Genomic DNA, 19,865 nt, shown 5'->3' with positions numbered 1-19,865 from the left:
GTCCCACAAATCTGTCTCTGCACATCCGCCCTCGCCGTGGCGCGGGCGGACATTCAATGGCCCGGTCAGATCACGCAGCGGGCCGCGCGGTTGCGCAGCGCGCGGATCGCGCAGTACGCCGTCAGCGCGGACGTCTTCGGGTTGTCCGGCAGCGGCTTGCCGCTCATTTCCAGCGACATCTCGCCGAATGCGCCGCGCGCGGTGATGCGGTGCACGTTGCGCTCGACCGCCGGATCGGCGATCAGGCGCACGTGCGTCGCGTCGAGGCCGAGGCCCGCCAGCGCGACGGTGGCCGCGACGTTCGCGTTCTTCGGATACAGGCGCGCGGCATCGCGCGCGGTGCCTTCGAAGATCACCTTTGCCTCGGTCATCGCGCGCAGGTCGCACAGCGCCTCGGCGGGCGTGCCGAGCCAGCCGAGCGGCGGCTTGCGGCCCACGTACAGCACTTCGTCGAGGCCGCCCTGCTTCGCGGACGCCAGCGCGTCGATACCGCCGATCGCGCCGGACAGCAGCGTGACCGTCGCGTTGCCTTCGTCGGCCGCCTGCGCGAGCACGTCGAGCAGCGCGAGGTCGGACAGCGCGCCGATCGACGCGACCGCGCAATCGGTGCCGGCCTTCAGCAGCGGTACGACGTGATCGACGAGCGCGCTGTGGCCCGCGCATTCGAGCGCGAACTCGGGGCGGCGGGCCAGTGCGTCGACCGACGACACGACCTCCACCGCGCCGCCCAGCACGCCCTGCACCGCCGCGCGCTGGTGTTCCGGCACGATCACGTGTGCGACGCGCAGCGACGCATCGTGCTCGACCGCGTGGTACACGGCCGCGCCGATCGCACCGAAGCCGATCATCGCGACGTCGACGGGTGCGTGGGCCCGCTTTTGCCCGTTAAGCATATTGGCGCTCCGTCGGCGCTTCCTTCTTCACCGGCGGGCCTGCGAACTGCGATGCGAACGAGCCGACCGACAGCATGTCGACCTCGACCATCACCGGCCCTGCCTTCGCCATCCCTTCGCGCACGATCGCTTCGGCGTCGTCGAGCGACGTGATCCGGTAGTGCGTGAGGCCGAAGCTCGCGCAGAACTGCGCGAAATCGGGCTGGTGCAGCTGCACGAAGCAGCGGCGACCGCCGTAGTGCGCGTCCTGGATGTTGCGGATCACGCCGTAGCACTGGTCGTTCATCAGCACGATCATCACGTTCGCGTTTTCCTGCACGGCCGTCACGAGCTCGCCGACGTTGACCATCAGGCCGCCGTCGCCGACGAGGCACACCGTCTTCGCGGCCGCATCCGCCAGCGCCGCGCCGATGCCCATCTGGATGCCCTGGCCGATACCGCCGCCGAGCGCATGCACGCCCGAGCGCGGCTCGAAGATCTTCAGCAGGCGGTTGCCCCACGTGCTGTTCGAGATCGTCACGTCACGCACCCAGTTGTAGTCGCGGCCAACGGCACCCTGCAGCGTGTCGACCAGCTTCTTGTACGGCCCGAGGCCCTTCGACACGTCGGCCACTGCCTGCTCGCGGGCTGCCGCAAGATCGGCTGCGAACTGGGGATCGACCGACAGGCGCCCTTCGAGGCGGTCGGCCAGCTCGGCCAGCACCCGCTTCGAATCGCCATGCACGAACAGCTCGTTGCGATAGCCGCGGTTGTCGGCAAGTGCTTCAGCATCGACGCGGAACAGCGGCTGCGGCAGCGCGAGCTTGTACTTCAGCGTCTCGTTGCCGCGCAGGCGCGAACCGACGACGACGAGCGCATCGCAGGTCTTGTAGAACGCTTCGACGCACGCGTGCACGTTGAACGCGCCGAGCGTCGCCGGGTGATCCTCGGGCAGCACGCCGCGGCCCTGCACGCTCGTCACGACACCGAAGCCGAGCTTCACGAGGCGTTCGACTTCCTCGCGTGCGTGGCGCGCGCCGCCGCCGAGCCACAGCAGCGGGCGGCGCTTGGCGGCCAGTGCGTCGGCGAGCTTCGCGACGCGTGCGGGGTCGTGCTCGCGCACCGCGACGTGTGCCGGCGCGAGGTCGTCCGGCCATTCGATTTCGGCCGCCTGGATGTCGATCGGAATCTCGACCGACACGGGGCCCGTCGGCGCCGTCTGCGCGATGCGCACGGCTTCGCGGATCGTCGGCAGCACGGTTTCGACGGTGCGCACGCGGAATGCGGCCTTCGAAATCGAGTCGAGCATCGACAACTGGTCCGGCGCTTCGTGGATATACGCGAGATCCTGGTCGAGATACGGCGTCTCGATCTGCCCCGTCACGTGCAGCAGCGCGGTGCCGGCCGTCAGCGCCTCGACCATCGCGCCCGCCGCGTTGCCTGCGGCCGTACCCGTGCTCGTGAACGCGACGCCGAGGCCGCCCGACACGCGGGCCAGGCCGTCGGCCATGTTCAATGCGCCGGCTTCGCCCCGTGCGCCGACATAGCGGATGTTGCCGCGCGAGTTGATCGCGTCGAGGATCGGCATGTTGTGGATCGAGATGACACCGAATGCGGTCTTCACGCCGCACTGCTCGAGAAAGGCGGCAATCAGCTCGCCAACCGTGGTTTTTTCAGACATGGCGTGCAAAGCCTCCAGAAACGTCGATATGGCTGCCCGTCGTGTAGGACGACAGATGCGTTGCGAGATAAAAAAGTGCCCAGGCGGCCTCGTCGGGCTTGCCGAAGCGGTTCAGCGGAATGTTCTTTGTGCGGGCGATCGCGCCCGTCCAGTCCTCCCAGCTTTCGCCGGCCTGCGCCTGCGCTTCGTAACGGCGGCGCCACTGGCCCGACTCGACGATGCCGATCAGGATCGAGTTCACGCGGATGCGCTGCGGCGCGAGTTCGGTCGCGAGCGACTTCACGAGGCTCAGCACACCCGCACGCGCCGACGACGTCGCGACCATGTGCGGCTCCGGCTGCAGCGCGAGCAGCGAGTTCACGCAGGTGATCGTCGGCGCCTGTGCGTCGCGCAGCAGCGGCAGGAACGCGCGCGTCGGGCGGATGATGCTGAAGTACTTCAGCTCGAGCTCCTCGCGCCACGCATCGTCGGTCGTGTCGGCGAAGGTCGACACGCGGCCCTGACCGGCGTTGTTGACCAGCATGTCGGCGCGGCCGAAGCGCGCGGACACGGCCTGCGCAAACGCGGCGACGTCATGCTCGTCGAGCACGTTGCAGCGCGCGGCGAGCAGCTGCGCGCCCGGGTATTTTTCGTTGAGCATCGCCTCGGCACGCGCCAGGCGCTCGCCGTCGCGGCCGCAAATCGCGACCGATGCGCCAGCCTGCAGGAATCGTTCGGCGGTCGCGAGGCCGATGCCGGACGAACCGCCCGTCACCACCGCCACCTGCCCGGTCAGATCGATCTCAATCATCGGAGTCCTAAAGCCTTGAGAAACGTGTGCTCGTCATCCGAGCGGTAATTGAGCCGCCGCGACAGTTCCGCCGCCGCGCGCTGCACCTTGTCGATCAGCCCGTCCGCGATCAGCGCCGCATCGATTTCCGGGCGCGGCACCGTCACCGTGATGCACGCGACGATCTTCTGCGTCTCGTTGCGCACCGGCGCCGTAACCACCGAGATGCCGCGCTCGAACGACGAATTGCTGACGCCGTAGCCGCGCAGCACATCCTCGCGGATCACTTCGTACAGCGCGTCGACCGTTTCCGGCGTCGCGTTCGTCATCCGGTTCAGCGTGCCCTCCGGATACAGCGCGTGCAGTTCCTTCAACGACAGGTCGCCCATCAGCACGTGGCCGTGTGTCGTCGCATGCGCGGGCAGGCGCGTGCCGACGTTGACGCGGATCGAGCTGAACACCGGCGCCTGGCTCTGCGCCTTCGCGACGAACACCACGTCGCGGCCGTCGCGAATCACGATGTGCGTCGTGAAGCCGGTGGCGTCTCGCAGGCTCTCGATCACGGGCAGGCCCAGATCGGTCAGCTCCAGCGAGCTCAGGTATTCGAAGCCGAGCCGCAGCACGGCGATGCCGAGCTTGTAGTTGCGATCCTTGTCCGCGCGCTCGAGGAAGCCGAGCGATTCAAGCGTCTGCAGCAGGCGGAACACCGTGGTGCGCGGAATGCCGAGCCGCTTCGACAGCTCGGGCGCACCGAGCACGGGCTCGCGCGGCGAAAATTCGGCGAGGATCCGCAGCCCGCGTTCGAGGCCGGGCACCACGTAGCTGGCTTCGGCTTTCGCGTTCTCTGCGTCTTGTTGTTGCAGCGGTTCGTTCATGCCAGTCCTCGCTGCGTATCGCATTGACGGCAGAACGTGTCGATCAATGCGGAATAAACGGCCGGTGCTTCGACATAACCGGCATGACCGGCTTGCGGAATCACCTGCAGCCCGACGTGCGCGGCCGCGGCGATCCGTTCGCACGCGGCGGGTGGTGTGATCGCGTCGTTTGCGCCGACGGCGACCGCCGTGCGACCGCGAAAGCCGGCGAGATCGGCCGCGAGATCGGCGTTCGCGAGCAGATGCGTGGCCTGCGCGTAGCCGGCCGGCACGATGCGCGCCATGTTCCAGCGCACCCACGCACGTGCCTCCTCGTTCGCGAAACCGGACAGCATGTTGCCGCTGCGCTGTTCGGCGAGCCCGGCCGGGCCGAGTTCGGCGAGCATCGCGAGCCGCGCGTCGCGGCGCGATTCGCGGGTTTCGGCCGGTGCGCTGCCGTAGCCACCCGCGGGCGACACCAGCAGCAGGCCGGCGATCCGCGCGGGCATCACGCGGGCGAGACCGCCCGCAATGATCGCGCCGAGCGAATGACCGACCAGCACACAGCGTTCGATGCCGAGTGCCTCGAGCCACGCGTTCAGCGATGCCGCGTAATCGGCGGCGGCCGGCGACGCGCCGTGCACGGGCGTCGACACGCCGTAACCGGGCGCATCCCACGCGAGCACGCGGCGCGACGCGCCGAGCGTGTCGAGCTGGCGGACCCACGATGCGGCGCCCGAGCCGATCCCGTGCAGCAGCACGACGGGCAGCGCACGGCCCGCATGCTGCGCGCCGGCCTCGCCTGCGCCAGCTTCACGGTAGCCGATCGTGCCCGCCGCGCCGGCCGCGCAACGCTGTTCGGGAAACTGCCCGAGCAGCGCGGCGAACGCCGCGGTGCGGTCGCGTTCACGTTTGTCGATGACACTCATTGCTTTACCGGCTCCGTCTCAACGCTTGATCTTCGCGAGCGGCGAATCGGGCGGATACGTCGGCGTGATCGGCTTCGACGATCCGAGCATCACGCACATCAGCGCGTCTTCCTCGCCGATGTTGATTTCCGTGCGATACACGCCCGGCGGCACCGAGATCAGGTCGCGTTCGCCGAGGATCGCTTCCCAGGTCTCGCCGTCGCGCTCGCAGATCACCTTCATCTTGCCGCGCAGCACGAAGAAGATTTCCTCGACGTCGATGTGGATGTGGCTCGGGCCGATGTTGCCGGCCGGGATGACCATCGTCGAGAACGTGAAGCCGCCGGCCGGCACCGTGTTGACGTCCTTCGCGACGCCCGTGCCGCCCGTGCCGACATAGCGCATCTGCGCGCGGCGGTACTTCGGGTCGTAGTCGGCCTGGAACTTCAGTGCGTCCCAGTCGTAGCGCCGCGTCGCGTAGCGCGCGACGCGCCCTTCCATCCAGTCGTTGAAGCTTGCGCCTTCCGGCTGGTCCCACGACTTGCGTTCGAGATCGGCGTCCGCCATCGTCCTCTCCTTCATCAGAGTGAAAACTTCAATTCATTACGAAGCCGCCGTTCACCGGCAGCAGTTGACCCGTCACGAAGCGCGCGCCGTCCGACAGCAGGAACAGCACGGGGCCCGTCACGTCGTCGGGCACCTGCGCACGCGTCAGCGCGCGGCCCTGCATGTAGAACGCGTGGCGCTCGGCCGGCACGTAGGCCGTCGCCTCGACTTCGGTCAGCCCCGGCGCGATCGCATTGACCGTCACGCCGTGCGCGCCGAACTCGCGTGCCTGCGCATGCGTCATCGCGATCACCGCGCCCTTGCTCGCGACGTACGCGAGCAGCCTCGGCGCGCCCCACAGCGCGGTGTCCGATGCGAGGTTCACGATCGCGCCGCGGCCCGACTGCGCGAGGTGCGGCAGCGCGGCATTGCTGACGAGCCACACGCCGCGCACGTTCACGTTCATCACGGCGTCCCAGGTCGACACGTCCAGCTCCGTCGACAGCTTGCCGCCCGAGTTCGTGATCGCCGCGTTGTTGATCAGTGCGTCGATGCCGCCGAGTGCTGCCGCGCCCTGCGCGACGAACGCGTCGATGCTCGCCGGATCGGCGAGATCGAGCGCAAAGAAATGCACGGTGTGGCCGGCTTGCGTGAGCTGCGCGGCCAGCGCGCGGCCCGCTTCGACCAGCACGTCGCCGAACGCGACCTGCGCGCCCGCTGCGACCAGCGCATTGACGAACGCCGCGCCGAGCCCGCGCGCGCCGCCCGTGACGAGCACGCGGCGCCCCGGCAGCGACACGACCGGAGTGAACTCAGCCATTCGCGGGCTCCGCTGCGGCCTGCGCCGCGCGATGCGTGTCGAGCGCGGAAAGATGCTCCTGCGCACGCGTGCGCAGCATCCGGCGCACGCGCGTCATGCCGACGTCGTGCTGATACAGGTATTCGTGATCGCGTGCGTTCGGCGCGAGGCTTTCGAGGACGTAGCGGTCCTGCTCGAGCACGTCCCAGTGCAGGCCCTCGAGGCGGTTGCGGTACATGAAGCGCCACACGTCGCGCTGCCAGCCGCTGACCTTGCGCGTACGCCAGAAGTAGACCTGGCAGTTGTCGCCGTCGACCGGCGTCGCGAAACCGATGATCCCGAAGTTGCCGCCGGGGCCGAACTTCTGCTTGTACGGAATCGCGAGGCGCATCCACAGGCAGCCCGTTTCGCCGAGCTCGACCCAGTCGAAGTTCACGTCGCGCTGGCCGATCTTCTCGAACATCAGGCCCGTTTCCGTCTTGCGCACGCGCATGTCGGCCTGCTTGTCACCTTCGGCCATCGAGTGCGACGTGGCGTGCAGGTACGCGCCGTGCATCGGGTCCATCACGTTGTCGATCGCGTACTGGTAATTGCACTTCCAGTTCGACACGCACAGGAAGTGGCCGTACTCGTCGTCGACCAGTTCCTCGGGCAGGTTCAGCGGCGCCGGCTCGCCGTGCGCTTCGTCGCCGAACCACAGGAAGATCGCGCCGGCCTTCTCCTCGACCGGATACGACTTCACGCACTTCGTGCCTTCCAGCGGACAGTTCGACACGGCCGGCACGCGGTTGACCGTGCCGCCGCCGTCGATTTCGACGCCGTGATACCAGCAGGCAATGTTGCCGCCGAGATTCCAGCCGAGCGACAGGCGCGCGCCGCGGTGCGGGCAGCGATCTTCGAGCGCATGGACTTTGCCTTCGTGATCGCGCCACAGCACGATCTGCTCGGACAGGCGCGTGAGGCCGACGGGCGCATTCGACACCTGCCAGCTCGGCGCGACGGGATACCAGTAGTTCTTGATGCCGCGGTCGAGATAGTCACGGACCGGGTCGTGTTGGACTGCGTGTTGTACGGGGGACGTCATCAGTGTGCTCCGGATGCGGTTGTCGTCGGGTCGGCGGTCACGCGCTCGGCGCGGTCATTCCGCGAGCGAGGCCATTTCGGCGCGGAAGCGCTCGGGGGTCCACGCCGTGCCGTCCGGTGCGCGGAAGCCGATGCGGTTCAGGCCCGCGACGACATCGTCCAGCTCGATCGCACCGGCTTCGAACACGCGTTCGAGTGCATCGCCGAGGTCGTTTTCGTATTGGGTCGGTGCGGCCTTGCGGTTCTGCCAGACCTGGTTCTCGACCTGGCCGGGGATCTCGATTTGCCCCTTGCCCGCGACGTTGTTCGGCTGCGGCGCCACCCACGGCTTCAGGAAGGGATTGAAGTTGACGGTCGCTTCTTTCATGTCATTCCACCTTGATCTGGATTTCCTCGCCGGCAAGGCGCACCGCGTACTGCTTCAGCGCGCGCCCGCCCGGGCCCTTCAGGCATTCGCCCGTCCTGATGTCGAACACGGCCTCGTGCAACGGGCATTCGACCGTGCCTTCGTCGACGAACCCCTGCGTCAGCAGCGCGTACGCATGCGGGCACACGTTCTCGAGCGCGTACACGTCGTCGCCGACGCGGTAGATCCCGATTTCCACGCCGTCGGTCCGCTTGAACTCGATCGGCGTGTCTTCCGACAGCGCGCCGGCGTGACCGGCGCAAACCCATTGTTCAGACATCTCACACCCTTCCTTCTGATCGACTCTCGGTTTGTTCCGATTTGTTCCATACCCGGAACAGCAGTTTATGGATGGTGATTATAGGAGCGACTTTTCACGAGTAAAACAAAAAGCTGCATGTCCTAGGGAAAACACCGACCATCGGGTTGGAGATCGCTTTCGCCTGCCTTATCAAATGTAATTTTTTGTTGTGTGACGGGGAGTTATGCCCTTTTTGCGGGCTTTGCGCACCGGTCACGAGCATCGCCCCGGCCCCCATCCGTCCCGAAAAAATTATTTTTGACCAGACACTCGACGCCTCTATACTCCATTCCATCAGAGGCACACTGTTCCTTATGTGGAACATACAAATGCCCGTTCGATGGCGAAAACGCGCAACGGCCGGCCGTTCCTGCGCATGCCGCCACGGCACGTTTTCATCAGGTTGGAGATTCAGGAGATCAAATGGTCAAGCATGCGGTAGCAGCAGCAGTGATCGGGATGGGCGCCGTGTCGGGCGCGTGGGCGCAGAGCAGCGTGGTGCTGTACGGCAGCCTGGATGCGGGCATCGCGTACGTGAACAACGTCGGCGGCCATGCGAAGTGGGCGATGATTCAGGGCAACACGCAGCCCGACCGGTGGGGCCTGAAGGGCAAGGAAGACCTCGGCGATGGCCTGTCGGCGATCTTCCAGCTCGAAAACGGCTTCTATACGAACAACGGCCAGTTCGCGACCGCGAACACGATCTGGAACCGCGCGGCGTTCGTCGGCCTCAGCTCGGAACGCTACGGCACGCTGACGCTCGGCCGCCAGACGCCGCTGTCGTTCGACTATCTCGATCCGCTCAGCACGGCCTACCTCGCGATGAGCTGGTACGCGTTCCACCCCGGCAACATCGACGGGCTCGCCGCGACCGGCAACGTGCCGTACAACAACGCGGTCAAGTATCGTTCGCCGACCTTCGCGGGCTTCTCGGCCGCGGCGACGATGGCGCTCGGCAACACGACGAACTTCTCGACCGGCAAGTCAGTCGGCGTCGCGCTGAACTATGCGAACGGGCCGTTCAAGGCGTCGGCCGTGTACTCGAACGAGCACGACCGCTCGATCCTGATCAGCACGACCGGCATCACGTCGTTCCAGGGGCAGAACACGGCAAACGGCTACACCGCGAACAAGGTCGAGAACATCGGCGCGGGCGCGTCCTACCAGTTCGGCGACTTCCTCGTGCATGGCCTCTACACGCGCACGAAAATGCAGTCGAACGGCTTTTCGGATACGTTCCAGAGCTACGACGCGGGCGTGAACTACCGCAGCAGCGCGTTCAACACGATCGCGGGCGGCGCGGCAACCACGACGCTGGCCGGCCGCCGCTGGACGCAGGTCGAGCTCGGCGACATCTATGCGCTGTCGAAGCGCACGCAGCTTTATGCGAACGTGTTGTACGAGCACGGTTCGGGCGGCGCACAGGCCGCGTTCTTCACGGCAGGCGTGTCGAGCACCGCCAACCAGGTGGTCGTGCTCACCGGGATTCACCACTCGTTCTGAACGACGTCAGGCATTCGCCGCCTGAAACGACAAGAGCGGCCCGCGGGCCGCTCTTGTTGGTTCGCGCGCAGCATTTGCACGGCCGCCGTACGCGTTGCACCGGCAACGGGTAGCATCAGCGGATTCCGACGAACGGAGACGACCGTGGCAGTCTATTTGCTGGCGCAACTTCGCTTCACGCACCGCGACGCATACGACCGGTATCAGGCGCGCTTCATGGATGTATTCCGCCGGTTCGACGGCCGCCTGCTCGCCGCCGACGGTGCGCCGGTGGCGCTCGAAGGGGAATGGGATCGCGACAAGGTGGTGCTGATGTCGTTTGCCGACGAGGCGTCGGCGCGCCGGTTCGTCGAGTCACCCGAGTACCGGGAGATTTCCGAGGATCGCCACGCGGGCGCGGACACGCTCGCGCTGCTCGTGCGCGGCCTGCCCGCGCCGGGCGCCTGAGGACGACGGCGGCCGTGCACGCGCCGCCCCTTGCTCGCAAGCAGCGGCGCGGCGCCGGCCCGCGCGTCAGAACATCGCGACCTTGTGGCGCGCGTGCGCGAACGTCGGGTCGCTTTCGAGCGGACGATAGTTCAGCCGCTGGGACAGGTCGACCGCCGCGCCGCACACGGCTTCGACGAGCCGTTCCTTCTCGCCGGCCTCGCCGATCTCCGAGCGCGGCACCGTCGCGGTGATCGCCGCGACGATCGAGCCCGAATGATCGCGCACGGGCGCGGTGACTGCCGAAATGCCGCTCTCGAACGCTGCCTCGCTGACCGCGTATCCGAGCCGTGCGTAATGGCGCACGCGTTCGTATAGTTCATCGACGGTGCCCGGCGTGCGCTCGGTGAACTGCTCGAGCCGCTTTTCCGGATAGAGCTGGCGCAGCGCGTCGCGGGTCAGGTCGCCCATCAATACGTGGCCGTGCACGGTCGCATGCGCGGGCAGGCGCGTGCCGACGTGCACCTTCACCGAACCGAACATCGACGCGTTGCTCTGCGCCTTCGCGACGAACACGACGTCGCGCTGGTCGCGGATCAGCAGATGCGTCGACAGGCCCGTTGCGTCGCGCAGCCGTTCGAGCACCGGGGTGCCGAGATCGGTCAGTTCGAGCGAATTCAGGTATTCGAAGCCGAGCCGCAGCACGCCGACGCCGAGCCGGAAATAACGGTCGCCGTTCACGCGTTCGAGGAAACCGAGCGCTTCGAGCGTCTGCAGCAGGCGGAACGTGGTCGTGCGCGGAATGCCGATGCGCTTCGACAACTCGGGCGCGCCGAGCACCGGCTCGCGCGCGGAGAATTCGGCAAGGATCCGCAGCCCGCGTTCGAGCCCCGGCACCAGGTAGGACGATGCGCCGCCGGACGATTCGTCGTCGCCGGGCGCCGCTTGGTCGGGTGCGTTGCTCATCGTTGCCTTGGCCATGTGGACATGGACGGAAGGAAATCAATCACGAAACAGGTCATGGATCGTCGTGGACGGCCGGTCATGCCGCCCCGGCGCGCACGCAGTTGCGACCGCGTACTTCGCCGCGACGCAGCATGCGCCGCCACGACTCCAGGAAGAGTCATTCACGGTCGAGAGGATAGCAGCGATGGCCAGCGCGACGCCATGCGCAAATCGCCGGAGGGCGGGACCGCCGCCGCCCGGCCGTGTGCGAGGCGAGCTGCCGGCCGATCGCGGCCGGCGCGGCATGCTCCGCCGAGACGCCCGCAGGCTACAGGTGCGACAGATGAACCCGGATATTCGCGCGGTCATACGTGAAGCCGCCGGCCGCGTCAGGTTCGAGCACGCTTGCCAGGTCGACCGCATACCGCCATCCGCTGCCGAGGAGCCCGCCGTTCACGGCCCGGATCCGGGTGCCGCCAATGGCGATCGCCGCATGAAAGACCGTGCCGCCTCGCGAGAAGCCGACGGCGGTCCCGGCCTGAATGGGCGCGTGCCCGTCCCATTCGCCGCCGTTCTCGAAGTTGAATCGCGGCCGCCAGTGCTGACCGATCGTGTCGAGCAGCGTGTTGGGTGTGATCATCGCGTCCGCGCGCATCAGGTACCGCACATAGGCCGCAGCGTCGTAGCAGACGCCGGCCGAAACATACGTGTTGATGTCGGCCGTGCCGCCAATCAGCGCCTGCACGTGTCTCTGCCGCTCGGGGAAACCGAACTGGGCGACATGCGCGCCCAACGGGGTCAGTTGCATGGGTGGCTCCTGTTGAAGAAGCGAGGCGTCATCGTCCCGCCAACGCAATAACCTCATATCTTATTACGATATCCGGCGACGTCGAAGCCCGGCCCCGGGCGTCACGGCAGGCGCGCAGCCGATGCCGGTGCGGCGGCGGCCGCCGCCTCGGGATTCGGCGCGAGCCGCAGGCGCACGCGCAACGGTTGCAGCATGTCGGGCGGCGGCGGCTCCGCCAGCGGGCTGGCCGTGAGCAGTTGCCGCAGTGTCGCGTCCGCGTCGGGATCGCCGAGCGACGCGAATTCGACCCGCGAGACGGCGCCGTTCGTACCGATCCACGCGCGCACGACGATCGCGGGCGGCGGCGCAGCGGCGCTCGCGTTCAGCACGCGCGCCTCGAGATAGCGGTGCAGACGATCGGCCGCGTCGCCGTCGGCTTCGAGCCACGTCTGGAACTGCTGTCCGGCGAGCTGCCCGTAGCGAACCCATGCCTGCGGCACGTCGGCCGTCTGTGCGACGGCCGGTGCGACACCCACGGCCAGCGCCCACGCGACGACGATCGCCCGCCACCCTCCGGATACGCCCCACTGCTGCATTCGCTTCATCCCGCCTCCCGTTTCGACGATGGTCCGTCGTGCTCCGTTGCGTCGCCCGCCCACCCGATCAGCCGATCTCGATCGGCACGTACAGCCGTGTTCCGCCGCGCTGGACGAGCAGCGCGACATTGCCGTGCGCGGCGTCGATCTCGGTCATCAGCGCGCCGATGTTCGCGACCGGCGTGCCATTGACCGACAGTACGACGTCGCCGGGCTGCAACCCCGCGCGCGCGGCCTGGCCGCTCGCCTGCTCGACGACGAGCGCCTGGCCGACACCGAGCCGCTGGCGCTCCTGCTCCGTCGCCGCGCGTAGCGCGAGCCCGAACCGCGCGGGCCCTTGCTCTCCGCTCGCCGACGCCGTGCCGCTGTCGAATGCGCCAACCGTCGCGCTCACGTGCATCGCCCGTCCCGCGCGCCATACGAGCAAATCGGTTTGCCGCCCGGCCCGCATGCCCGCAACGGTGCCGAGCAGATCCGACGATTCGGCGACCGGCTTGCCGTCGACCGCGAGCACGACGTCGCCCGGCTGCAGGCCCGCGTGCGCGGCCGGGCCATCCGGCTCAACCACGGTGATCAGCGCGCCATCCGGGCTCGCGAGGCCGAACGAGCGCGCAAGCGCCTGGCTCACTTCCTGGACGGCGACGCCGAGCCGGCCGCGCGTGACCTTGCCGGTTCGCAGCAACTGGTCCTTCACGTCGAGCGCGATATCGATCGGGATCGCGAACGCGAGCCCCTGATAGCCGCCCGTCTTCGAGAAAATCATCGAGTTGATCGCGATCACGCGGCCGCCGAGATCGAACAGCGGGCCGCCCGAATTGCCGGGGTTGATCGGCACGTCGGTCTGGATGAACGGAATCGCGCGCTCGCCGGGCAACGAGCGCGATTTCGCGCTGACGATGCCCTGCGTGACCGTGTTCGCGAACCCGTACGGCGAACCGATCGCCATCACCCAGTCGCCCACTTCGGTGCGCGCCGGGTCGCCGGTCGCGACGACCGGCAGGTCGTGCGCGTCGATGCGGATGACTGCAACGTCGGAGACGGGGTCGCTGCCGATCACACGCCCCTTGAACTGCCGCTTGTCGGTGAGCTTCACGTCGATCGCAACGGCGTCGCCGACCACGTGCCGGTTGGTCAGGATCACGCCGTCCGCACTGACGATGAAGCCGGAGCCGAGGCTCACTTCCTCGCGGTTGCCGATCACGCGCCGCGCGAGAAACGGCGCGAGCGGATGGTCGGGCGCGATGCCCGGCGGCAACTGGATGCCCATCTGCGTGACTTCGCGCGTGACGCTAATGTTGACGACGGCCGGGCCGACGCGCCGCACCAGCGCGGCGAAGTTCGGCAGCGCGATGGTTGGCGTTGGCGTTGCGGCACCTGGCGGCACGGGCCGCTCGGCGGCCGATGCCGTTGAACAAACGCACGCGCACGCCAACGCCAGCCCGCCGGCCATCGCTCGCAGCACCACCGCCCGTTTCGTGTGCCTGCCCGCCTTCATGTCGCTGTCCCTCGTCGGTTCGCGCCGGAACGCCGCCGGCTCGTCGATACGCGCGCCGCCCGCTCGGCCGCACGCATTACTTCGGCGGCACCGCGACCGGTGCATCCGGCCGCTGCGGGGTCGTCGAGCGGCCCCAGTTCGAACCGAAGCGGTTCCGCTCGGTCGACAGGTTGAACGTGCCGAGACGGTTCGACGGCTGCTTCGACAGCCGCTCCGAATCCGTTTGCGATGCGCCCGCCTGCGGATCGGCCTTCGGCTTCAGTTGCTGGCTCAGGCAGTCGTACGACAGCGCACGCCTGCCGTCGACTTCCGCGTCGACGCACACCGGCTTCGTGGCCGAACCCGGACTGGCCGGCGCAGGCGCGGGTGCGCTCGCCGCCGTGCGGCCGCCCTGCGCGTGCGCGCCGGTTGCCAGCAGCAGGCAGACGATCGTCGTGATTCCGCTTTTTCGCATCTTCATGCGCGCCTCCTTCAGAAATGGCTCCATGGCACAAGCGCTGCCGCGCTCACAGATTCGCGCCCGGTGCCGATGCGCGCGCCAGGAAACGCGCAAACGCCGCGCGATCGGATTCTTCGACGGCCGGCTCTTGCGCATCGACCCGCTGCGTCCAGGCGTCGCGCATGCCGTCGACCGGCTGCCACGCTTGCACCTGCGCACCGGTCGGATACGGCGTGACCAGCGGTTCGCGATAGTCGACGCGAAACAGCGGCGGCGCGCTGTTGCCGGCCGTCCACAGATCGCCGACGTCGCGCACGCTCGCGTCGAACCAGAACCGCGCCCAGCGCACCGTCGGCGCGCGCGTATCGGCGCCGGGCGCATCGGTGCCCGACGCATCCGGCACGCGCAGGAAACCGGCCAGCACGAGCAGCACGGCCGCCAGATCGTCGTCGCGCAACATCCGGTACGACCAGATATCCGCGACGTCGACACAAGCGATCACCGCGATGAAGCGCCCGATCGTGAGCGCGGGCCACGCGCGCCGCATCAGCGTGTAATGACGCGCCCAGTGCGCGACGAAGCGCTCGCGATGCCCGGCGGCGACCTGCACGTCGCGCGAGCCGCGAATCGTCAGTTCCTCCGGTTGATACTGGCGTGTCGTGAGCACGCACTGCGCGGAGCACCGCGCGCTCCGGTGCCGCGCATAGCCGCCCACACCGGGCAACGGCTCCAGCGCGCCGAAGCACAACGGGCAATGCGTGGGCCACTCGCCGGGCAGGCCCGGCCACGGGTTCGCTTTCGGCATGCGCGGGCGGTCGGCGGCCGCGGCCGGGCGACGTCGCCCCGGCGTGCGTGCGTCGGGGGCGTGGACGCGGGGCGTCGAACGGACGGTTGCCATGGGTACGCCTACCGGGCAGACGCGAGCGCTTTCTTCAGCGCGTCTTCGTTGATCGGCGCATTCGCGGCGAGCTTCGCGAGATACGCCTGCGCATTCTGCTGCGTGCGCTGCGCGCGCAGCATCGCGCGCAGTTGCTCCTTCACGTCGGCCAGCGGGCGCGGCGCGGCCGCGCGGATGTCGATCAGCTTCACGACATGAAAGCCGGCCGGCGTCTGGATCGGCGCGGAGACCTGGCCCGGCTTCAGCGCGTCGGCCGCCTGACGGACCGCCGGCACCATCAGTTGATCGGGCACGAAACCGAGATCGCCGCCGTTCGCGGCGCTCGCCTTGTCCTGCGAGTTCGCCTTCGCGAGCGCCGCGAAATCGCCGCCGCGCGCGCGGCTCGCAAGATCGGCCGCCTGCTTGCGCGCCTTGTCGAGCGTCGCGGCATCCGCGTTCGGCGGCACCGCGATATAGATCTGCGCGACGTGCAGCGCGCGCGGCGCGGTAAACGCGGCGCGGTTCTTGTCATACGCCGACTGCAGCTCCGCGTCCGACGGATAGTCGGCCGGCGGCGCACTCGCCGACGCCAGGTAGCTGCGCACGACGATCTCGCGCTGCGCCTGCTCGACGGCCGCCTGCACCTGCGCCTGCTTGTCCCAGCCCTTCGATTTCGCCTCGGCCAGCACGGCCTTCTGCGCGAGCGTCGAGCGCACGACCTGGTCCAGCGCCGCGGGATCGGCCGCGAGACGCTCGCGCCCCTCCGGGCTCACCGACTTCAGCAGCCCGGCGATATCGGCCTGCGTGACCGACGCCTGCGCGGCATTCGCGATCACGTCGTCCTGTGCGTACGCGACGAACGGTGCGCCCAGCACGAGACTGCCTGCCACCGTCGCCAGCATCTTCATCTTCGTCATCATCGTTCGACTGCCCTCTCGATCGTTCTTGGAATGCGGACGCCGCATCAGCGCGCGTCCGTCAGCGTCATGCGCAGGACGAGCGGCTGCGCCATCCCGCGTGGCGGCGCCGCGCCGACCGCCCGGCCGACGAGTGCGGCGTGCAGCGCCGCGTCGAGCGCCGGTTGCCCGGCCGCACCGCTGTCGATACGCGTCATGTGCCCATACCGGTCGAGCCACGCGCGCACCGGCAGCACGGGGCCGTCGTCGCCCGCATCGGCCCGTTCGCCGGCCCAGCGCTCGATGCCGGCGCGCAGGCGGCACACCGCCGCGTCGTCGCTTTCGCCGTCGAGTGTCGCCTGCAGCCACTGCGCGATGCGCTGTGCATACGCGCCCCACGCGGCGGGTACATCACCCGCGGCCGCGACTTTCGCGTCGTGCCGCGCGCGGCCCGGCAACCACGCACGCAGCACGGCGCCGATCCGGCTGCCGGCGCGCGTCACTGCGCGGTGGCCTCGACCGCTACCGTGGCCGCTCCAGCGGTCGATTCGTCTACCCGATCGCCGGCCGCCGCACGTGCCGCCGCTTCCTGCTCGGCCATCGCGGGGCGGTTGCGCAGGTGCAGCAGGAATTCCTGGATCAGGCGATCCCACAGCTCGATCGTCGAGCGCAGGTAGCGCTCGGACACGCCGCCCGCGACGACCACGTCCATTTCCAGCGCGAGAAACTGCCCGTGGCTTGCGAGACGCGCGAAGCGCTTGGTGCGGTTCCAGTCCGCGACGAGTTCGACCGGCAGTTCGCCCTGCACCTGCAGCACGCACGAGAGCGTGTAATCGATGTACGGCAGCGCGGCGAGCTGTGCGTCGGCGCCCTGCGGCGCAAGCACGGCAGCCGGGTTGCCGAAGCGCACCGCGAAGCCGATACCCTGGCTCGCGCTCATCAGTTGCACCGTGCCGTTCTGCTCGGCCGCCGTCACGCGGTAGCCCGCGCGGCGCAGCACGTCGGCGAGGCGGTCGGCGCTGATCGATTCGATCGGCGCGTCGTGTGCCGCGCGTTCGTCGCCGGCGTTCGGTTTGTTCTCTTGCATGTCTGTCTTCCCCATATTCAACGAATCGATCGGTTCAATCCCGGTTGCACGCTCACTGCGCGTTCGCCGAAGCAGCCGACGCCGACGCCGGTGCCGGCGTGGCGGCAACCGGCCGCGCGGCCGGATCGTACTTGCCCGCATACAGCGCGTCGCCGTAGCGTTGCGCGAGGTCGTCGTACTTCACGCGCGCCGACTGTGCGAACGGCTGACGCGACGCGAACAGCGTGCCGATGCCGACGTGCTCGTACGCGTCGAGAATCTCGTGCCCCACGCGATACAGCTCGGCATTGTGTGCCTGGCAGGTTTTCAGCTGCGTGTCACGCGCGGCGACGTCCTTCTGCAGTTGCGTGTGCTGCGCATCGCGGCCGCGTGACACGGCAAGCAAGTCCTCGTAGGACGACTTGTATTTCGCCAGCGACTTCGCGTCCTGCTCGCGGCCCGCCCGCTCCTGCGCAAGCGCGCGCTTCGCGGCCGCCTCGGCGCCCGAGTCGCCGCGCGCGGCCGCAAGCTGCCCCTGCATCACCTTCAGTTGCGCGAGCGCGTCGTCGCGCTGCTTCTCGGCCGCGGCCTTGTCGCTCTGCAACTGCGCCTGGCTGTCCTGCAACTGACGCAGCTCCTGCACGGTCGAGCGCAACTGGCTGCGCAGCTTGTCCTCGATGCTCTGCGCGTGCGCGCCGCCGGCCGCGAGCAGCAGCGTGCCGGACAGGGCGGCCGCGAGCATCGTGCGAGTGATCATGTTCATCCGCGGCTCCGGTCAGAAGCGAGCATTGAGCTCGATCTGCAGCACATCGATCGATACCGGCGGCCCGTACACTTCCTTCGAGCTCAGGTAACGGGCCGACACCCACGTGTCCCGTGCAACCGCATACGCGGCGCCGAGCACGTAGCCACGCGCGTTGGTGCCGCCCAGATGGAAGTCGGGATCGTTGAACGCGTCGAGCACGGCGTCCGGCTGCAGGTACTTGTATGCAACCGAGAAGTTCCACTGGCCCTTCTCGCGCGGCTCCGGCTCGCCGAACGTCGCCTTCGCGAGGAAACCGTTCGGGCCGCTGCGGTAGTCGGCGCGCGTCGCGTTCACCGACGTCGAATCGTAGTTGTTGACCGGCAGCGACGCCGCCGCGAACGCCTTGTTGTCGTTGTATGCGAGGTTGCGCACGTATTCGCCGTCGAGACGCAGCTTGAAGCGGTCGGCCACGACCGTATCCCACTGTGCCTTCAGGTCGAGCAGCCGGTAGTTGTACGCGAGCCCGAAGAGCTGCGGCTGCGGGGTCATCCCCGGCGCGAGGTTCGGGTTCTGCACGATGTTGCGCAACGCGATCAGCGTGTTGCCGCCCTGCATGAACGTGGGCGCCTCGTTGTCGGTGCTGCAGCTCGTCGCGCCGAGATACAGCGCGCATGGCGACGACAGCGTGCCGCGCATGTTCTGGAAGTCGTAGTACGCGACCGCACCGCGCAGCCGGTTCTTCGCATCGATCTTCCAGTCCGCGCCGAATTGCGCGCCGAACATCCACTTCGTGTCGCTGCCGGCCTTTTCGGTGCTGTTCGACGGGAAGTTCTCGCTCGTGTACTGGATCGGGAACACACCGAGCGTGCCGAACAGCGTGACGTCCGGATTCCACGGCAGCGCATGGCGCAGGTTCGCGGCCAGCCCGTCCATCATCAGGTCGTCGGAGAACACGAGGTCCGACTTGAAGAACGGATTGTCGAAACGGCCGGCCGTCAGGTTCAGCCACGACGTCGGCTTGTACGCGAAGAACGCCTTGTTCAGCCAGAGGTTCTTCTTCCCCCAGCCGCCCCCGGCCGTTCCCGTCGTGGAAACGGGGCCGTTGTCGTTGCCGCTCGCGAGCTGGAGGCCGGCAATCATGTCGTCGGACAGCGTCGCCGTCACGCCGAGCCGCGCGCGGTAGCGCAGCAGGTTGTTGCGGTTTTCCCGCGTGTTCTGCGTGGGAATCTGCGTGCTGTTGGTGTTCTGGTTGACGTCGAACCCGCCGGCCTGGTTGATCGCCGCGAAATTCGTCACGCCGTTCGTGTTGCCGCCGCCGTAGAAGTGATACTCGTCACGCACGCGCATGTCGCCGTCGAGCTTGATACGCGACACCCAGTCGGGGAACGTGTTCGGCTGCGCCCAGTTCTCGGCCTTCGCCTGCGCGATCACTTCCTGCTTCACCTGGTCGCGGATCTGGTCGCGCACGAGCTGCGGCACGTACGGCACCGCGACATCGCCCGGCTGCGTCGGCGGGTTGACCACGCCGCCCGCCACGACCGGCGCGCCCGACGCGCGCGCCGACCGCGCCTGCACGGCTTCCGTGCGTGCTTCGCTGATCAGCTCGTTCGCGTTCTGCTGCGTGAGCACGCCGCGCTTCACGAGCAGGTTGATCAGATTGATCACCACGCTCTCGGTCGGCGCGGCTTTCCCCGATGCCGCCTGCGCCTCGAGCGATTGCCCGTGCGCGGCGGACGCGCAGGCCAGCCCGAGCGTGAGCACCGCCGCGCCGACGCGCGACAGGCGCGCGGGCAGCGCGCCGTTGCGGGGTACCCCACCCCGTCCGTTCATCTTCCGCTTCATCAAAGGACTCCGAACAATATCCGTTGCTT

23 protein-coding genes are annotated in these 19,865 nt (G+C 68.3%); 2 read left to right on the top strand and 21 right to left on the bottom strand.

Annotated features, from left to right (window positions below; genetic code table 11):
- Positions 1–65 precede the first annotated feature (65 nt).
- From ACPTTF_RS22590 to ACPTTF_RS22545, 10 genes are read right to left on the bottom strand one after another with little or no spacing between them, the layout of a single operon-like run.
- Positions 66–893: an aspartate dehydrogenase gene (locus ACPTTF_RS22590; protein WP_423368284.1), complete on the bottom strand. Its 828-nt coding sequence runs from the start codon at positions 891–893 to the stop codon at positions 66–68.
- Positions 886–2,553 carry a thiamine pyrophosphate-binding protein gene (locus ACPTTF_RS22585; RefSeq protein ID WP_423368283.1) on the bottom strand — a complete coding sequence of 556 codons (1,668 nt, stop codon included), beginning with the start codon at positions 2,551–2,553 and terminating at the stop codon, positions 886–888. Before ACPTTF_RS22585 ends, ACPTTF_RS22590 begins: the two co-directional genes overlap by 8 nt.
- Complete coding sequence (locus ACPTTF_RS22580; protein ID WP_423368282.1) at positions 2,546–3,343, bottom strand: SDR family oxidoreductase; 798 nt, start codon at positions 3,341–3,343, stop codon at positions 2,546–2,548. Before ACPTTF_RS22580 ends, ACPTTF_RS22585 begins: the two co-directional genes overlap by 8 nt.
- Complete coding sequence (locus ACPTTF_RS22575) at positions 3,340–4,197, bottom strand: IclR family transcriptional regulator (protein WP_166951459.1); 858 nt, start codon at positions 4,195–4,197, stop codon at positions 3,340–3,342. The genes ACPTTF_RS22580 and ACPTTF_RS22575 overlap by 4 nt, the downstream gene beginning before the upstream one ends.
- Positions 4,194–5,105 (bottom strand): alpha/beta fold hydrolase, encoded by a 912-nt coding sequence (locus tag ACPTTF_RS22570; RefSeq protein WP_423368281.1) that lies wholly within the window; start codon positions 5,103–5,105, stop codon positions 4,194–4,196. The genes ACPTTF_RS22575 and ACPTTF_RS22570 overlap by 4 nt, the downstream gene beginning before the upstream one ends.
- An 18-nt stretch (positions 5,106–5,123) precedes the next feature.
- Entirely contained in the window at positions 5,124–5,651 is a 528-nt protein-coding gene (locus ACPTTF_RS22565) for a cupin domain-containing protein (RefSeq protein ID WP_166951453.1), read from the bottom strand.
- Positions 5,652–5,679: 28 nt separating this feature from the next.
- On the bottom strand, positions 5,680–6,450 hold the full coding sequence (locus tag ACPTTF_RS22560) for an SDR family oxidoreductase (protein ID WP_423368280.1): 771 nt from the start codon (positions 6,448–6,450) through the stop codon (positions 5,680–5,682).
- Positions 6,443–7,513, bottom strand: coding sequence for a Rieske 2Fe-2S domain-containing protein (locus ACPTTF_RS22555; RefSeq protein WP_423368279.1), 1,071 nt, complete (start codon positions 7,511–7,513; stop codon positions 6,443–6,445). The genes ACPTTF_RS22560 and ACPTTF_RS22555 overlap by 8 nt, the downstream gene beginning before the upstream one ends.
- Before the next feature lie 54 nt (positions 7,514–7,567).
- A complete protein-coding gene (locus ACPTTF_RS22550) occupies positions 7,568–7,879 on the bottom strand; it encodes a recombinase-like helix-turn-helix domain-containing protein (RefSeq protein WP_166951443.1) in 312 nt (103 codons plus the stop codon).
- A gap of 1 nt (position 7,880) precedes the next feature.
- Positions 7,881–8,198 carry a non-heme iron oxygenase ferredoxin subunit gene (locus ACPTTF_RS22545; RefSeq protein WP_021161517.1) on the bottom strand — a complete coding sequence of 106 codons (318 nt, stop codon included), beginning with the start codon at positions 8,196–8,198 and terminating at the stop codon, positions 7,881–7,883.
- 444 nt (positions 8,199–8,642) lie between these two features.
- Here ACPTTF_RS22545 and ACPTTF_RS22540 point away from each other — a divergent pair, with 444 nt between their 5' ends.
- Both ACPTTF_RS22540 and ACPTTF_RS22535 read left to right on the top strand, forming a co-directional pair.
- A complete protein-coding gene (locus ACPTTF_RS22540) occupies positions 8,643–9,722 on the top strand; it encodes a porin (RefSeq protein WP_166951438.1) in 1,080 nt (359 codons plus the stop codon).
- Positions 9,723–9,866: 144 nt separating this feature from the next.
- Complete coding sequence (locus ACPTTF_RS22535; protein ID WP_423368278.1) at positions 9,867–10,169, top strand: DUF1330 domain-containing protein; 303 nt, start codon at positions 9,867–9,869, stop codon at positions 10,167–10,169.
- Positions 10,170–10,235: 66 nt separating this feature from the next.
- Here ACPTTF_RS22535 and ACPTTF_RS22530 read toward each other — a convergent pair whose 3' ends face one another.
- From ACPTTF_RS22530 to ACPTTF_RS22480, 11 genes are all read right to left on the bottom strand, one after another.
- Positions 10,236–11,129, bottom strand: a complete 894-nt coding sequence (locus tag ACPTTF_RS22530; protein WP_166951431.1) for an IclR family transcriptional regulator — start codon at positions 11,127–11,129, stop codon at positions 10,236–10,238.
- A 292-nt stretch (positions 11,130–11,421) separates the two neighbouring features.
- A complete protein-coding gene (gene tecA / locus ACPTTF_RS22525; protein WP_423368277.1) occupies positions 11,422–11,901 on the bottom strand; it encodes a type 6 secretion system effector deamidase TecA in 480 nt (159 codons plus the stop codon).
- Positions 11,902–12,002: 101 nt separating this feature from the next.
- On the bottom strand, positions 12,003–12,485 hold the full coding sequence (locus tag ACPTTF_RS22520) for a YbaB/EbfC family DNA-binding protein (RefSeq protein WP_423368276.1): 483 nt from the start codon (positions 12,483–12,485) through the stop codon (positions 12,003–12,005).
- A 58-nt stretch (positions 12,486–12,543) separates the two neighbouring features.
- Positions 12,544–13,971, bottom strand: coding sequence for a Do family serine endopeptidase (locus ACPTTF_RS22515; RefSeq protein WP_423368275.1), 1,428 nt, complete (start codon positions 13,969–13,971; stop codon positions 12,544–12,546).
- A gap of 76 nt (positions 13,972–14,047) precedes the next feature.
- Entirely contained in the window at positions 14,048–14,431 is a 384-nt protein-coding gene (locus tag ACPTTF_RS22510; protein WP_423368274.1) for a hypothetical protein, read from the bottom strand.
- Positions 14,432–14,477: 46 nt separating this feature from the next.
- Complete coding sequence (locus ACPTTF_RS22505) at positions 14,478–15,215, bottom strand: hypothetical protein (protein ID WP_423368273.1); 738 nt, start codon at positions 15,213–15,215, stop codon at positions 14,478–14,480.
- Positions 15,216–15,316: 101 nt separating this feature from the next.
- Positions 15,317–16,207, bottom strand: a complete 891-nt coding sequence (locus ACPTTF_RS22500; RefSeq protein WP_423368272.1) for a peptidylprolyl isomerase — start codon at positions 16,205–16,207, stop codon at positions 15,317–15,319.
- Positions 16,208–16,251: 44 nt separating this feature from the next.
- Positions 16,252–16,686, bottom strand: coding sequence for a hypothetical protein (locus ACPTTF_RS22495; RefSeq protein WP_423368271.1), 435 nt, complete (start codon positions 16,684–16,686; stop codon positions 16,252–16,254).
- On the bottom strand, positions 16,683–17,270 hold the full coding sequence (locus ACPTTF_RS22490; protein ID WP_423368270.1) for a YbjN domain-containing protein: 588 nt from the start codon (positions 17,268–17,270) through the stop codon (positions 16,683–16,685). Before ACPTTF_RS22490 ends, ACPTTF_RS22495 begins: the two co-directional genes overlap by 4 nt.
- Positions 17,271–17,322: 52 nt before the next feature.
- Complete coding sequence (locus ACPTTF_RS22485) at positions 17,323–18,012, bottom strand: hypothetical protein (RefSeq protein ID WP_423368269.1); 690 nt, start codon at positions 18,010–18,012, stop codon at positions 17,323–17,325.
- Between the two features lie 12 nt (positions 18,013–18,024).
- Positions 18,025–19,836, bottom strand: a complete 1,812-nt coding sequence (locus ACPTTF_RS22480; RefSeq protein ID WP_423368268.1) for a putative porin — start codon at positions 19,834–19,836, stop codon at positions 18,025–18,027.
- Positions 19,837–19,865: the final 29 nt, after the last annotated feature.

Source organism: Burkholderia crassaminum (genome assembly GCF_964265005.1).
Taxonomy (GTDB): domain Bacteria; phylum Pseudomonadota; class Gammaproteobacteria; order Burkholderiales; family Burkholderiaceae; genus Burkholderia.
Note: the sequence above shows the minus strand (reverse complement) of the source record. Positions and strands in the feature narration are given on the sequence as shown.

What these genes read in the sequence shown, in the direction of transcription:
- ACPTTF_RS22590 (WP_423368284.1), bottom strand. Translation starts at nt 893, where the DNA reads ATGCTTAACGGGCAAAAGCGGGCCCACGCACCCGTCGACGTCGCGATG.
- ACPTTF_RS22585 (WP_423368283.1), bottom strand. Translation starts at nt 2,553, where the DNA reads ATGTCTGAAAAAACCACGGTTGGCGAGCTGATTGCCGCCTTTCTCGAG.
- ACPTTF_RS22580 (WP_423368282.1), bottom strand. Translation starts at nt 3,343, where the DNA reads ATGATTGAGATCGATCTGACCGGGCAGGTGGCGGTGGTGACGGGCGGT.
- ACPTTF_RS22575 (WP_166951459.1), bottom strand. Translation starts at nt 4,197, where the DNA reads ATGAACGAACCGCTGCAACAACAAGACGCAGAGAACGCGAAAGCCGAA.
- ACPTTF_RS22570 (WP_423368281.1), bottom strand. Translation starts at nt 5,105, where the DNA reads ATGAGTGTCATCGACAAACGTGAACGCGACCGCACCGCGGCGTTCGCC.
- ACPTTF_RS22565 (WP_166951453.1), bottom strand. Translation starts at nt 5,651, where the DNA reads ATGGCGGACGCCGATCTCGAACGCAAGTCGTGGGACCAGCCGGAAGGC.
- ACPTTF_RS22560 (WP_423368280.1), bottom strand. Translation starts at nt 6,450, where the DNA reads ATGGCTGAGTTCACTCCGGTCGTGTCGCTGCCGGGGCGCCGCGTGCTC.
- ACPTTF_RS22555 (WP_423368279.1), bottom strand. Translation starts at nt 7,513, where the DNA reads ATGACGTCCCCCGTACAACACGCAGTCCAACACGACCCGGTCCGTGAC.
- ACPTTF_RS22550 (WP_166951443.1), bottom strand. Translation starts at nt 7,879, where the DNA reads ATGAAAGAAGCGACCGTCAACTTCAATCCCTTCCTGAAGCCGTGGGTG.
- ACPTTF_RS22545 (WP_021161517.1), bottom strand. Translation starts at nt 8,198, where the DNA reads ATGTCTGAACAATGGGTTTGCGCCGGTCACGCCGGCGCGCTGTCGGAA.
- ACPTTF_RS22540 (WP_166951438.1), top strand. Translation starts at nt 8,643, where the DNA reads ATGGTCAAGCATGCGGTAGCAGCAGCAGTGATCGGGATGGGCGCCGTG.
- ACPTTF_RS22530 (WP_166951431.1), bottom strand. Translation starts at nt 11,129, where the DNA reads ATGGCCAAGGCAACGATGAGCAACGCACCCGACCAAGCGGCGCCCGGC.
- tecA (WP_423368277.1), bottom strand. Translation starts at nt 11,901, where the DNA reads ATGCAACTGACCCCGTTGGGCGCGCATGTCGCCCAGTTCGGTTTCCCC.
- ACPTTF_RS22520 (WP_423368276.1), bottom strand. Translation starts at nt 12,485, where the DNA reads ATGAAGCGAATGCAGCAGTGGGGCGTATCCGGAGGGTGGCGGGCGATC.
- ACPTTF_RS22515 (WP_423368275.1), bottom strand. Translation starts at nt 13,971, where the DNA reads ATGAAGGCGGGCAGGCACACGAAACGGGCGGTGGTGCTGCGAGCGATG.
- ACPTTF_RS22510 (WP_423368274.1), bottom strand. Translation starts at nt 14,431, where the DNA reads ATGAAGATGCGAAAAAGCGGAATCACGACGATCGTCTGCCTGCTGCTG.
- ACPTTF_RS22505 (WP_423368273.1), bottom strand. Translation starts at nt 15,215, where the DNA reads ATGCCGAAAGCGAACCCGTGGCCGGGCCTGCCCGGCGAGTGGCCCACG.
- ACPTTF_RS22500 (WP_423368272.1), bottom strand. Translation starts at nt 16,207, where the DNA reads ATGATGACGAAGATGAAGATGCTGGCGACGGTGGCAGGCAGTCTCGTG.
- ACPTTF_RS22490 (WP_423368270.1), bottom strand. Translation starts at nt 17,270, where the DNA reads ATGCAAGAGAACAAACCGAACGCCGGCGACGAACGCGCGGCACACGAC.
- ACPTTF_RS22485 (WP_423368269.1), bottom strand. Translation starts at nt 18,012, where the DNA reads ATGAACATGATCACTCGCACGATGCTCGCGGCCGCCCTGTCCGGCACG.
- ACPTTF_RS22480 (WP_423368268.1), bottom strand. Translation starts at nt 19,836, where the DNA reads ATGAAGCGGAAGATGAACGGACGGGGTGGGGTACCCCGCAACGGCGCG.